15 protein-coding genes are annotated in these 13,522 nt (G+C 36.1%); 12 read left to right on the top strand and 3 right to left on the bottom strand.

The window, feature by feature from the left end:
- Window positions 1-62: 62 nt before the first annotated feature.
- On the bottom strand, window positions 63-752 hold the full coding sequence (locus tag PBT89_RS16430; protein WP_270062779.1) for an ABC transporter ATP-binding protein: 690 nt from the start codon (window positions 750-752) through the stop codon (window positions 63-65).
- Between the two features lie 56 nt (window positions 753-808).
- Window positions 809-2,062: an efflux RND transporter periplasmic adaptor subunit gene (locus PBT89_RS16425; protein ID WP_270062778.1), complete on the bottom strand. Its 1,254-nt coding sequence runs from the start codon at window positions 2,060-2,062 to the stop codon at window positions 809-811.
- A 260-nt stretch (window positions 2,063-2,322) separates the two neighbouring features.
- On the opposite strand from PBT89_RS16425, the gene PBT89_RS16420 reads away from it, so the two are divergent.
- The 3 genes from PBT89_RS16420 to PBT89_RS16410 all read left to right on the top strand — a co-directional run bounded on the left by PBT89_RS16420 (window position 2,323) and on the right by PBT89_RS16410 (window position 5,445).
- A complete protein-coding gene (locus PBT89_RS16420; protein ID WP_270062777.1) occupies window positions 2,323-3,669 on the top strand; it encodes a sigma-54-dependent transcriptional regulator in 1,347 nt (448 codons plus the stop codon).
- The gene (locus PBT89_RS16415; RefSeq protein WP_270062776.1) at window positions 3,659-5,011 is read left to right on the top strand and encodes a sensor histidine kinase; all 1,353 of its coding nucleotides are present in this window, start codon (window positions 3,659-3,661) and stop codon (window positions 5,009-5,011) included. Before PBT89_RS16420 ends, PBT89_RS16415 begins: the two co-directional genes overlap by 11 nt.
- Before the next feature lie 182 nt (window positions 5,012-5,193).
- Window positions 5,194-5,445 (top strand): hypothetical protein, encoded by a 252-nt coding sequence (locus tag PBT89_RS16410; RefSeq protein ID WP_270059838.1) that lies wholly within the window; start codon window positions 5,194-5,196, stop codon window positions 5,443-5,445.
- Here PBT89_RS16410 and PBT89_RS16405 read toward each other — a convergent pair.
- The gene (locus tag PBT89_RS16405; RefSeq protein ID WP_270062775.1) at window positions 5,429-6,016 is read right to left on the bottom strand and encodes a riboflavin synthase; all 588 of its coding nucleotides are present in this window, start codon (window positions 6,014-6,016) and stop codon (window positions 5,429-5,431) included. The genes PBT89_RS16410 and PBT89_RS16405 overlap by 17 nt on opposite strands.
- Window positions 6,017-6,076: 60 nt before the next feature.
- On the opposite strand from PBT89_RS16405, the gene pdxA reads away from it, so the two are divergent.
- The 9 genes from pdxA (at window position 6,077) to PBT89_RS16360 (ending at window position 13,489) form a co-directional block, all read left to right on the top strand.
- Complete coding sequence (pdxA, locus tag PBT89_RS16400) at window positions 6,077-7,123, top strand: 4-hydroxythreonine-4-phosphate dehydrogenase PdxA (RefSeq protein WP_270062774.1); 1,047 nt, start codon at window positions 6,077-6,079, stop codon at window positions 7,121-7,123.
- 95 nt (window positions 7,124-7,218) lie between these two features.
- Window positions 7,219-7,752 (top strand): YceD family protein, encoded by a 534-nt coding sequence (locus tag PBT89_RS16395; RefSeq protein ID WP_270062773.1) that lies wholly within the window; start codon window positions 7,219-7,221, stop codon window positions 7,750-7,752.
- A 13-nt stretch (window positions 7,753-7,765) separates the two neighbouring features.
- The gene (rpmF, locus tag PBT89_RS16390) at window positions 7,766-7,963 is read left to right on the top strand and encodes a 50S ribosomal protein L32 (protein ID WP_270062772.1); all 198 of its coding nucleotides are present in this window, start codon (window positions 7,766-7,768) and stop codon (window positions 7,961-7,963) included.
- 179 nt (window positions 7,964-8,142) lie between these two features.
- Window positions 8,143-9,138, top strand: a complete 996-nt coding sequence (locus tag PBT89_RS16385; protein ID WP_270059843.1) for a beta-ketoacyl-ACP synthase III — start codon at window positions 8,143-8,145, stop codon at window positions 9,136-9,138.
- Window positions 9,139-9,156: 18 nt separating this feature from the next.
- Window positions 9,157-9,660, top strand: coding sequence for an acetyl-CoA carboxylase biotin carboxyl carrier protein (accB, locus tag PBT89_RS16380; RefSeq protein WP_270059844.1), 504 nt, complete (start codon window positions 9,157-9,159; stop codon window positions 9,658-9,660).
- Window positions 9,661-9,711: 51 nt separating this feature from the next.
- Window positions 9,712-11,061 carry an acetyl-CoA carboxylase biotin carboxylase subunit gene (gene accC / locus PBT89_RS16375; RefSeq protein WP_270062771.1) on the top strand — a complete coding sequence of 450 codons (1,350 nt, stop codon included), beginning with the start codon at window positions 9,712-9,714 and terminating at the stop codon, window positions 11,059-11,061.
- 161 nt (window positions 11,062-11,222) lie between these two features.
- On the top strand, window positions 11,223-12,338 hold the full coding sequence (locus tag PBT89_RS16370) for an NAD(P)/FAD-dependent oxidoreductase (protein ID WP_270062770.1): 1,116 nt from the start codon (window positions 11,223-11,225) through the stop codon (window positions 12,336-12,338).
- The gene (gene mtgA, locus PBT89_RS16365; protein WP_270062769.1) at window positions 12,335-13,030 is read left to right on the top strand and encodes a monofunctional biosynthetic peptidoglycan transglycosylase; all 696 of its coding nucleotides are present in this window, start codon (window positions 12,335-12,337) and stop codon (window positions 13,028-13,030) included. Before PBT89_RS16370 ends, mtgA begins: the two co-directional genes overlap by 4 nt.
- Window positions 13,031-13,039: 9 nt before the next feature.
- Entirely contained in the window at window positions 13,040-13,489 is a 450-nt protein-coding gene (locus PBT89_RS16360; protein WP_270062768.1) for a transcription elongation factor, read from the top strand.
- The last annotated feature ends 33 nt before the right edge of the window (window positions 13,490-13,522 follow it).

The raw sequence follows: 13,522 nt of genomic DNA, 5'->3' as shown, positions 1-13,522 counted from the left end.
TAGGCTTGATAACTTCCTAAGTTGGTATTGGTTTTTAATTGATGAATGACCCCTTAAAATAGCTAATGTCGATATTCAGCCAGTATATTTTCGGTTACTTTTTGCCCGTCTAACATTCTTATGATTCGATGACTGTATTTGGCATCGTGCTCGCTGTGCGTAACCATGATGATGGTGGTTCCGGCAGCGTTTAGTTCGGTTAACAGATCCATAACTTCGTTTCCGTTGCTACTATCCAGGTTTCCCGTAGGCTCATCTGCAAGAATAAGTTTAGGATTATTTACTACCGCACGGGCAACGGCCACACGCTGTTGTTGCCCACCCGATAATTGCTGCGGAAAATGCTTTCTACGATGCATAATTTGCATTTTCTCTAACACTTCGTGTATTCGCTCTTTACGCTCGGCCGGTTTTACACCAGTATAGATTAATGGAAGTTCTACATTTTCGAAAACACTAAGCTCGTCGATAAGGTTAAAGCTTTGGAATACAAAACCAATGTTATGTTTTCTAAGGTTCGCTCTTTTTCGCTCGTTAAATCCGGCAACTTCGATCCCATTAAAAATATAACTTCCACCATCAGGGTCGTCTAAAAGCCCCAAAATATTAAGCAATGTTGATTTTCCGCAACCCGATGGCCCCATAACCGAGACGAATTCTCCTTCTTTTACTTCAAAGGAAAGTTTGTTGATGGCGATGGTCTGAACTTCGTCTGTACGGTAAAACTTTTCGAGATCTGTTATTTTTATCATGATGAATTTTTTGTCTGTATTGTTCCTGAAAATAATTATACTTAAAATTATAGAATTTAGTCTTTTAGTACTAGCTCTTGAATATCTTCATAATTGCTATAGCTTGAAGTAATTACCCGGTCGCCAGGTTCTAATCCAGAAAGTACCTCGTAATATTCGGTATTTTGGCTACCCAATTGAATATCGGTTTTGTAGGCAATGCTACCGTCTTCACTTACTTTAAAAATCCAGTTTCCGCCAGTTTCCTGAAAAAATCCTCCCTTCGGAATTAGCACAGCTTCTTTTTCTTGGCTTAAAGCTACTCTAATTTGTAATGTTTGCCCTCTTCTTATTTTTTCTGGAGCCTCTTCCAAAAAGGTCATATCTACCTGAAATCTTCCGTTAGCCACCTGTGTATAAACTTTTTTGATTTCCAGCGTATATTTTTTTCCGTCGAAATTAAAAGTTCCCTGCTGCCCGGCGTAAATTCGTGATATGTAATGTTCATCGACGTCTACACGAACTTTATAACCGCTAATCACGTCGATTTGTCCCAGGCGCTCCCCTTTAGATTTAGACTGTCCAATTTCAGCATCTAAAGAAGTCAGTTGCCCATCAACAGGAGCTCTCACTACAAGATCCTCAACTTTTTTCCGCATTAATTCTAAAGCTTTTCGGGTTTTTTCGTAAGATTCTCTCGCCTGTACATTTTCTTGTTTAGAAGAAATAGAGTCTTGTTGCAGCACTCTTTCGGTTAGGGCTAAACGGTCTTTTTGGTAATTGTAGTTGTTTTTGGTTTCCAAGTATTCCTGTTCTGCTACCACACCTTTTTCGAAAAGTTTTTTATTCAGTTTATATTTTCTCTCGGTTTCTTTAAGGCTGCTTTTTACTTCAGTAAGTTGGTTAAGTTTATTGATGGTGTTTTCTCTGGATGCATTTTGTGTACGTTGCATTTGGGTTAGGAGGTTGTATACCTGAGTTTCCTGATTTACCAAACTCAATTCCAGATCGGTATTCGATAATCGAAGAATTGGTTCACCTTTTTTCATTATTGCGCCGTCTTCAACAAATTTTTCTTCTACACGACCACCTTCTAAAGCATCCAGGTAAATTGTGGTAATAGGCATCACCACTCCGTTTACCGGTATGTTCTCCTGAAAGATATCTTTTTTAACGGTATTGATGCTGATGCGCTCTTTTTCAACATTAAGTCGGGTGCTACCGCTTGAGGAGAGTAAGACAAAAACAATTAGCCCAATCAAAAGTATAACGCCAATGATCATGGCAATTCTTTTAAGAGTAAATCGTTTCTTTTCTATTGGTATATCCATTTTGGTTAATATTGTCTAATTTGATATTGGTTGTTATTTAAACCCTTTTAGCTGAAATTTAAATTCACTTTGTTTTAATTTAAGTTATAATGATGCCAAAAATATAAAGTGCTAAAAATCAAATTTTTGAAATTTTATTCAGGATAAAAAGTGTTCGGTTTTAAGACACTAAGTGTTCGAAAACAAAACAGAAATGTGAGATGTTAAATTTCTGAAGTCATTTTTATTTATAGGTAGCAGAAAGTCGTAATATTGTAAGTATGCAACTGAAGAATGCGAACATACTGGTTATAGACGATGATCCCGATGTATTAACTGCATTGCGCATCATGCTGAAATCTTTGGCAAATAAAGTAGTTACCGAAAAGAATCCGAATAATATTACTTCACTTTTAGAGCAAGAAAAATTTGATTTGGTAATTCTTGATATGAACTTCAACGGAGTCGTTAATACCGGTAACGAAGGGATTTTTTGGCTTAATAAAATCAAACAAATCGATAAAAAGGTAGATGTTATCCTAATTACCGCTTATGCCGATATCGATTTGGCGATTCGATCGCTAAAAAAAGGAGCTTCAGATTTTTTGGTGAAACCCTGGAAGAATCAAAAAATGATCGATGCTTTAAAAGACCTAGTTGAAAAAAAGTCGTTAAAACCACAAATATCGAGACCTACTGCCGCCGGAAATAAAATTATTGGTGAAAGTGAAAAAATGCAGCTGGTTTTTGAGAAGCTCAAAAAAGTAGCACCTACAGATGCCAATGTTTTGATTTTGGGTGAAAACGGCACAGGTAAAGATTTAGTGGCACGGGCTGTACATGATCAATCCCTTCGGAAAAATAAGCCTTTCGTAAAAGTAGATGTTGGAGCATTAACCGAAAGTTTATTTGAAAGTGAACTTTTTGGTTATAAAAAAGGCGCCTTTACCGATGCGCGGGAAGATCGAAAAGGCCGATTTGAAGCGGCCAATGGCGGTACACTTTTTCTTGATGAAATAGGAAATATTAGTTTACGCCAACAGGCAAGATTGCTTACCGTGTTACAAAACCGAACGATTACGCCCTTAGGTTCCAACGAAAATATTCCAATCGATATTCGATTAATTTGTGCTACAAATTTAGAATTGAGTGATCTGGCTGATGAAAATACATTCAGAAAAGATCTAATTTATCGTATCAATACTGTAGATTTTATGGTGCCGCCACTTCGCGATCGCGGTACCGATATTACATTGCTAAGCCGATATTTTACAGATCTATATGCTGAAAAATATTTTAAAGGACCGTTTTTATTTGATAAAGAATTTTTTAGTAAGCTGAAATCACATACTTTTCCCGGGAACGTTCGGGAACTTCAGTATGTTATAGAAAGGTCGGTAATAATGGCCGATGGTGATACTCTTACTGCGGAAGATCTGGTATTTTCTGGATTAGAAAAATCGACACCCACTTCAAGCGGAATTCAGGAAACAAATCTCGAAACCGTAGAGAAGCAAACCATACTGAAGGTGATCGAAAAAAACAAAGGAAATATCTCTAAATCGGCTAAAGAATTAGGGATTACACGGGCAGCTTTGTATCGCAGACTTAATAAATATGACTTATAAAAAATACAGTTTAGGCGTTTTGCTAAGACTGCTGATTTTAACAGGGTCTTTAACTGCCGTTGCTTTTGGGATAAGTCTGCACCAAATAGCATTGATCATTGTAGGAGCAATCTTGGCTTTGGTGGTATTTTATAACCTGTATAAATTTATCACCCGTCGTTTTATAGCGATGGACGATTTTTTTGAATCGGTTAAATACAACGATTTTTCCAGACGTTTTGTAAGCAAAGGAGCACCTGAAGATTTGTCTCGACTTCATGAGGGTTTCAATTTGATAAATGATAAAATTCGGGAGATTAATTCCAATAAGGAAGCACAGTATCTTTATCTTCAGAAAATATTAGAAATGGTGGATGTTGGCATCATTTCTTATAATCAAAAAACAGGCGATGTGCTTTGGGCGAACGAGGCGATAAAGAAAACCTTGAGTATCCCTTCCTTCAAAAACATAAAATTTCTTAAAAGCCGAAAACCGGAATTATTCGAGACTATTTTTGAAATGAGCCATCTTACCGGAAGTTCTATAAGTATTAATGTAAATGGTGAAAAGATAAAAGTATTGGTTTCTGAAACGGTTTTTTATGAAAACGAACATTCATTTAAGATCATTTTACTTCAAAATATTGATGAAACCCTTAATCAAAATGAATCGGAAGCCTGGAAAAAGTTACTGAGTGTGATGACGCATGAAATCATGAATTCTATCGCACCAATTTCTTCGCTGGCCGATACTTTGCAATATCAGGTCACTGAAAACCTGAAGAATCCTGAAGAAAATACTTTAGATATTTCAGATTTAAATGAAGCGATAGGAAGTATTAAAAAGCGAAGCGAAGGATTGATGAAATTCGCTAAAACCTATCGTAGTTTAAATAAAGTCACGCATATAAACCGAAATAATGTATTTGTAGAAGATCTTTTTGCTTCGATAGAGCGGTTAATGCGACCATCATTGGCTTCTAAGAATATCGATTTATATTTTGAACTTTCCAATCTACAACTACAAGTAAAGATTGATAGTTATCTTATCGAGCAGGTGCTTATTAATCTGATCGTGAATGCGAGAGATGCTTTACAGCAAATTGAAAATGCAGAAATTTATGTAACCGCAAAAGCAACTACAGATGGTTACACCGTTATTAAAGTTATTGATAATGGAAATGGTATTCCGCAGGAAATCCAAGAAACGATATTTGTTCCTTTCTTCACAACCAAAAAAAATGGTAGCGGAATCGGTTTAAGCTTATGTAAGCAAATTATGATGTTGCATAAGGGGAAAATTCAGATTCACAGTGCGCAAAATAAAGGCACGGTAATTGGACTTTATTTTCAGAACAAATAAATAGCAGCTTGTTTAAATCTTACTTATTGAGAAAACTAAATCGTTGTATTGGAATTTGAGCGACTTATTAGGGTGATTCAACGAAAAAAAAGGTTAGAAGCCTTTGGATTAAGTAGTTTTGTGTCCTGAAATAAAACCTTTGTTAGTTGTTTTGCGTAAATTTAATTAGGTACTATAAATATATGAAGAATAGAATTACTATATTTTTTTTATTTATGAATTCAATGTTATTCGCTCAAGCGGAAGTTGATGATTGTACTACTTGTCCTCCTAATTATGTATGTTATGAGGGCTCATGCATTCCTAACTCAGGAGGCCCGCCACCACCAGGATTGGACGCTCCTATAGACAAAGAAATTCCGTTTACGCTTTTTGCAGGATTGGTATTCGGTGCGATGTATGTTTATAAAACAAAGTCTAAGAGAGTTCAGTAATCCTTTTAACATACTTACCAATAACATCAAACTCTAGATTGATAATAGAGCTTTCTTTAAGATGTTTAAAAGTCGTATTCTCATAAGTATAAGGGATAATTGCTACAGAGAAAGAATTTCTTTTAGAATTAACCACCGTAAGACTTACTCCGTTTACGGTAATTGAACCTTTTTCAATAGTAATATTATTCAATTTTGGATCGTATTCAAAAGTAAATTGCCAGCTTCCATCGATCTCTAGAATTTCAATACATTTCGCTGTTTGGTCTACATGGCCCTGTACGATATGGCCGTCTAAACGATCGCCAAGCTTCATTCCTCTTTCTAAATTCACAAAATCATTTTCAGCTAATGAACTTAGATTGGTTTTGTTTAGCGTTTCCTGAATAGCGGTAACAGTATAGCTATAATCTTTTATTGAAACTACCGTAAGGCAAACGCCGTTGTGAGCGACACTTTGGTCAATCTTTAGATCAGGAGTCATTTTTGCTTCAATTTCAATATGTAGATTTGATCCTTCTTTTGCCAGATTCTTTATTTTTCCTACCTCTTCTATTATCCCAGTAAACATGTATTCTATAATATTGGTTACATTTGTTATGTAAAAGTAAAATATATATTTGAAGGAAGTATGAAACATCCTAAAAAGATAAAACTAGGAATTAGTATAGGTGATTTGAATGGTATTGGAAGTGAGATTGTACTTAAAACATTCGATGATTCAAGAATGTTAGAATTTTGTACTCCCGTCATATTTGCCTCTACCAAAATTATTTCATTTTTAAAGAAAAAGTATAAACTCGGAATCAACTTTCAGGGTATTGATAATGCGGAAGAAGTTATCGATGGTAAAATTAACATCGTAAATGTGTGGAAAGAAAGCGTAACTATAAATTTTGGAGAAGAAGATTTAAAAGTTGGGGAATATGCTTTTAAATCTCTGGAAGCTGCGACTGAAGCTTTAAAGAACGATAAAATTGACGCTCTTGTAACTGCGCCAATTAATAAACACACCATCCAGTCAGAAAAATTTAATTTTCCAGGACATACTGATTATTTGGCGAAAGAACTACAAGGAGAAAGTCTTATGCTTATGATTACGGACGATTTAAAAGTTGGTCTACTTACCGATCATGTGGCATTAAAGGATATTGCTGAAGTAATTACTCCGGAATTAATTAAAAAGAAAATTAGAATTATTCAGCAAACTTTAAAACAGGATTTTAGAATTCGGAAGCCAAAAATAGCTGTTTTAGGGATTAATCCACATAGCGGAGATAATGGGGTGATTGGTAAAGAAGATGAAGAAGTTTTAAAACCTACACTTAATGAGTTTCGAGAAAAAGGGGAGTTGGTTTACGGGCCATTTTCAGCCGACAGCTTTTTTGGCTCTAAAAATTATAAAAATTTTGATGCCGTAATAGCTTCATATCACGATCAGGGATTAATTCCATTTAAAACACTTTCTTTTGGACGCGGTGTAAATTTCACTGCAGGGCTAAGTAAAGTAAGAACTTCACCAGATCATGGAACAGCCTTCGAAATTGCTGGAACAAACTCAGCCAATATAAGCTCGTTTAAGGAAGCTGTATTTAAGGCAATTGAGATTTCTAGCTGTAGAAATGAGTATATAGAATTAACTGAAAATCCATTAAAAAGGCAGAGTAAAAAGATATAAACAAAAAATTGTTTATAAAAAGCTTTTAGTTTATTTTATTTTTTATCTTTGCAGCCGCCTTTGTAAAAGGGCGAAAACTCAAAACTGAGGACGACATGAGGAAAATGAAAGCCTATACGATCCCTTTTGTGGGGTTAAAGCTTGGAAAGCACCAGTTTGAGTACAAGATTGACAATGAGTTCTTTGAACATTTAGAGTACGAAGAGTTTAATAATGCCGATGTTAAAGTCGACTTATTATTCGAAAAGAAAACCACAATGATGGAGCTTACTTTTGAAGCTTCAGGAACAGTAAATGTAAATTGTGACATTACAAACGAGCCTTACGACCAGCCAATAGACAGTAGTTTATTTTTGGTAATTAAATTTGGCGAAGAGTTTAATGATGACAATGAGGATTTGCTAATCATACCACATGGTGAGTTTGAAGTAAACGTACAGCAATATATTTATGAACTAATTGTTCTTGCAGTTCCTGCAAAAAAGATTCATCCTGGAGTAGAAGACGGGAGCTTAAAATCTGACGTGTTGGATAAACTGGAAGAGTTAAGCTTGGGCAGCAAAGAAAAGAAAGATGGGGACGATATTGATCCCCGATGGGATAAATTAAAAAATTTACTAAACGATTAAATAATAGTAAGCCATGGCACATCCAAAGAGAAAGATATCTAAAACCAGAAGGGATAAAAGAAGAACTCATTACAAAGCGACAGCACCAAAGATCGCTACAGATCCTACGACTGGTGAGGCACATTTATATCACAGAGCGCACTGGCACGAAGGTAAATTATACTACCGTGGCCAGGTGTTAATTGATAACACTGAAGAAGTAGAAGCTTAATTTTGATTAGGGCTTCAAAGAAATATATAGAAACTCTCACAACGTGGGAGTTTTTTGTTTTTAGTTGATTAAGTCCCAAAAAGACCTTAATTTGCACCCCTGTTTACAGAAATTTTAGTACATTTCTCTAATTGTTTGTACACTAACCAGCTGCAAACAAGGTGTATAAATTCAATTCTATGAATAAAATCACAGCAGCCATAACAGCTGTAGGTGGCTATGTGCCAGAAGATGTGTTGACCAACAAAATGTTGGAGGAGATGGTAGAAACCAATGACGAATGGATTACTACCAGAACTGGAATTAAGGAAAGAAGAATTTTAAAAGACCCCAATAAAGGAACTTCATATTTAGGGATTCAGGCAGCTAAAGACCTTATCAATAAATCTGGTTTAAACCCTGAAGAAATCGATATGGTAATATTGGCTTCTGCAACACCAGATATGCCGGTGGCTGCAACAGGAGTTCATGTAGCTTCAGAAATTGGCGCCGTTAATGCATTTTCCTACGATTTACAGGCAGCCTGTTCAGGCTTTTTATATGCAATGTCTACAGGTGCGGCCTATATAGAATCTGGCCGTTACAAAAAAGTATTGGTTATAGGAGCAGATAAAATGTCTTCTATTATTGATTATACAGACAGGACAACCTGCATTATATTTGGTGATGGAGCCGGAGCTGTATTAATGGAGCCAAACGAAGATGGTTATGGTCTTCAAGATGAAATTTTAAGAAGTGATTCAATTGGTAGAAATTCTCTCAGAATAGAGGCTGGCGGTTCTTTATTACCTCCCTCTGAAGAGACTATCGCTAAAAAGCTACACTACGTAAAACAAGACGGTAAAACGGTATTTAAATATGCTGTTTCTAACATGGCCGGTGTAAGCGCTCAGATTATGGAGCGTAATAATTTGACTAATGAAGATGTTGATTGGCTTATTGCCCATCAGGCCAATAAAAGAATAATTGGCGCTACTGCAAGTAGAATGGGAGTTGTAGATGAAAAAGTACTAATGAATATCGAAAGATATGGTAATACAACTTCTGCTACACTACCTTTGTTGCTTAGTGATTACGAAAAGAAATTTAAAAAAGGAGATAATCTAATATTTGCATCATTTGGAGGTGGTTTCACATGGGGAGCTACGTATCTAAAATGGGCTTATAATTCTTAAAATAACACCCTTATTATTATGGATTTAAAAGAAATTCAGAATTTAATAAAGTTTGTTGCCAAGTCTGGTGCCAGTGAGGTAAAGCTGGAGACCGGTGATGTGAAAATCACGATTAGAACAGGCTCAGACGAAAAAGAAACTACTGTTGTGCAACAAGTGCCAATGGGTGGCCAAGTACAACCACAAATGCCGGTACAACAACAAGCACCTGCACCTGCGGCACCGCAAGAAACGGCAGCGCCTAAAGAGGAAGCAAAACCTGCTGAAGATGATAATGCTAAATATATTACCGTAAAATCTCCTATCATAGGAACTTTTTACCGTAAGCCTTCACCAGATAAGCCTGTATTTGCAGAAGTAGGTGATACTATAAAAGAAGGTGATGTACTTTGTGTGATAGAGGCAATGAAACTTTTCAATGAAATTGAAAGTGAAGTTTCTGGTAAAATCGTAAAAGTATTGGTAGACGATTCGTCTCCGGTAGAGTTCGATCAGCCTTTATTCTTAGTAGATCCTTCTTAATTCTTGCCAATTTTTGTACAGGATTTTTTCCTGTAAATAAAAACCACAGGTATGTTTAAAAAAATATTAATTGCCAATAGGGGAGAAATCGCAATGCGTATTATCCGTACTTGTAAAGAGATGGGGATAAAAACGGTAGCGGTTTATTCTACTGCAGATGCAGAAAGTCTTCACGTCCGTTTTGCAGATGAAGCGGTATGTATAGGACCTCCTCAAAGTAATTTATCTTATTTAAAGATTGCGAATATTATATCGGCAGCAGAAATAACTAATGCTGATGCTATTCACCCGGGATACGGATTCCTTTCAGAGAATGCTAAGTTTTCTAAGATTTGTGAAGAACACGATATTAAATTTATTGGTGCTTCCGCAGAGATGATTAGCAAAATGGGCGATAAAGCTACTGCTAAAGCTACAATGAAAGCTGCAGGAGTTCCTTGCGTTCCGGGGTCTGAAGGGATCTTAAAAGATTACGACGAATGTCTAAAATTAGCTAAAGAAATAGGTTTTCCTGTAATGCTTAAAGCTACTGCCGGCGGTGGTGGTAAAGGAATGCGCGCTGTTTGGAAGGAAGAAAATCTTCAGGCAGCCTGGGATTCTGCACGTCAGGAAGCAGGAGCTGCTTTCGGAAATGACGGTATGTATATGGAGAAACTTATCGAAGAGCCTCGACATATCGAAATTCAAGTAATTGGTGATCAAACCGGTAAGGCCTGTCACCTTTCAGAAAGAGACTGTTCTGTACAACGTCGTCACCAAAAATTAACCGAGGAAACTCCATCTCCTTTTATGACGCCAAAGTTGCGTAAGCAAATGGGAGAAGCAGCAGTAAAAGCAGCAGAATTCATTAAATATGAAGGTGCTGGAACGGTAGAATTTTTAGTGGATAAACACCGTAAGTTCTATTTTATGGAGATGAATACTCGTATTCAGGTAGAGCATCCAATTACAGAGCAGGTGATCGATTACGACCTAATTCGTGAACAAATTTTAGTTGCAGCAGGAATTCCGATTTCAGGGAAGAACTACGAGCCGCAATTACATTCTATCGAATGTCGTATCAATGCTGAAGATCCCTACAATGGTTTTAGACCATCACCAGGAAAGATCGAGACATTGCATACTCCGGGCGGGCACGGGATTCGTATCGATACCCATGTGTACAGTGGATACATTATTCCGCCACATTACGATTCTATGATCGCTAAATTAATTACTACCGCACAAACGCGTGAGGAGGCAATTAATAAAATGAAACGAGCATTAGATGAATTCGTGATCGAAGGAATTAAAACTACTATTCCTTTCCATCGTCAGTTGATGGACGATCCAAGATATGTAGCTGGTAATTATACCACTGCATTTATGGACGATTTTAAAATGAATCCAGCAGAAGACTAATCAATATCGATTTTCAATAAAATGAAGCCTCGTTTTTACGAGGCTTTTTTTTGCTCTTAATTCAATATTTTTCTTAATCGATTAAGAAAATTCATTCCATTTTCTTTAAATACAGCTGAAATTATAAAACTTTCCGTAATTTGAGTTTGTAAATTTTTAGTATGAATTTTTCGTATTGGGAGCAAAAAAGCTGGCTGTCTGATCTCGATTTTGTAATCGTAGGAAGTGGGATAACGGGACTAAATTGTGCACTTCAGCTTCATAAAGATTATCCGGGTTCTAATATTTTAATTCTTGAAAAAGGTTTGTTGCCTGAAGGGGCAAGCACAAAAAATGCTGGTTTTGTCTGTTTTGGCAGTCTTTCTGAAATCTTAGAAGATCTTAAAATGCTACCCGAAGAAGACGTTGTCGCTTTAATCCAGAAACGATTGAATGGATTAAAATTACTTCGGAAGAATTTTGGTGATGATGAAATCGGCTTTAAAAATCACGGTGGGTACGAGGTTTTTCTGGAAAAAGACAAAAATCTTTTTGAAGAATGCGTGGCTGAAATTACCAATATTAATCGATTACTCTATGAAGTTTTTGAAAGCAATTGTTTTTCGCTTTCTGATAATAAATTCAATTTCAAAAATACTACTGAAAAACTCATTTTTAGTCCATTTGAATCACAGATCGATACCGGGAAAATGATGACACAATTATTACGAAAAGTTTATAAAAAAGGTATCCGAATTTTGAATAATATTGCCGTCCAAAATTTTGAAGATTTAGGTAACAAAGTGGTCGTAAAAACATCAAATTTCGAATTGGAGTGTAGAAAGCTATTTATTGCCACGAATGGCTTTGCTTCCAAATTTGGAATTAGCCAAGTTAAGCCGGCAAGAGCACAGGTATTGGTGACAAAACCTATAGAAAACCTTCAAATTAAAGGAACATTTCATTTAGATAAAGGCTTCTATTATTTCAGAAATATCAATAATAGAATTCTCTTTGGTGGCGGAAGAAACTTAGATAAAAAAGGTGAGGAAACCATCCAATTTGGGCAAACCGAGATCATTCAGCAGAAATTAGAAGAACTGCTTAAAACAAGTATTTTGCCCAATCAGAAGGTCGAGATAGACCAACGATGGAGCGGGATTATGGGAGTGGGAATTAATAAGAAACCCGAAATTGGTCACTTATCAGATAACGTTTTTTATGGTGTAAAATTAGGAGGAATGGGTATTTCAATTGGAAGTTTAGTAGGAAAAGAACTGGCAAAAGTTAGCGAATGATAAAAAAAATATTTCGATTTATAGCAAAACTTATAGGGTGGTTCTTTCTAATCACTTTTTTACTGGTGCTTATTTTTAAATGGTTGCCGGTACCGTTTACACCGCTTATGGCAATCAGATATTTCGAGCATCCAGATGAAGAAATAAAACATGATTGGGTCCCAATTGAAGATATTTCAAAAAACCTGCAACTCGCAGTAATTTGCAGCGAAGATCAAAATTTCGAAAATCATAGTGGTTTTGATATCGAGGCTATTCGAAAAGCTATAGAGAATAACAAAAAAGGAAAGCGTGTTCGTGGTGCCAGTACCATCTCACAACAAACTGCGAAAAATGCCTTTTTATGGCCTGGTAGAAATTATGTACGTAAAGGACTGGAGGCTTATTTTACCTTCTTGATAGAACTGTTATGGAGCAAAGAGCGTATCCTGGAAGTTTATTTGAATAGCATTGAGATGGGCAAGAGTGTTTACGGAGCACAGGAAGCAGCCCAATCCTGGTTTAAAAAGGATGCTATAAATTTAAGTCCTGCTGAAGCTGCCGCCATTGCCGCTATTTTGCCTAATCCGCGTGAATATCGTGCTAATCCCGCAAGTAGCTATATAAGCGGTAGAAAGAACTGGATCTCGCAACAAATGAAATATTACGGAGAGTTTGATTTAAATAAAACAAAAGAAATAAAGAAAAAATAGATTTAGATTTTGACGACAAAAGACCATTTGTATACCATGTGTAATGAGTATGTTGAATCTCGAATTCAGCGTATTAACAAGTCACTGAAAGATCTTGAAGAAGATATGGAAAGTGAAGGGAAAAACAGTGCCGGCGATAAATATGAAACCGGGCGCGAAATGATGAGTGAAGAATGGAATAAATTATCGAACCAGCTCAAAGAATTTAAACAACAAAGAGATACGCTAAAATTGGCTAAAAACAGGGAGGCTTCTAAAAGAATTCAATTAGGTTGCTTGGTAAAAACCTCCGCATCAAATTACTTTATTAGTATTCCCGTAGGAAAAATGGAACTTGATAAACACACCTTTTATGGCGTTGGTGCGAACTCACCTGTGGCAAGACTATTAATGGGAAAGACGGAAGGTGAGGAATTTGAATTTAACGGAATTAAAAATAAAATTTTTACAGTGGATTAAAAAAAAGATTATATTAGTGCGCTATTTATCAAT

Origin of the sequence: Zunongwangia sp. HRR-M8, assembly GCF_027594405.1 — a bacterium.
Classification (GTDB): domain Bacteria; phylum Bacteroidota; class Bacteroidia; order Flavobacteriales; family Flavobacteriaceae; genus Zunongwangia.
This window is presented reverse-complemented; position numbering and strand designations above follow the sequence as displayed.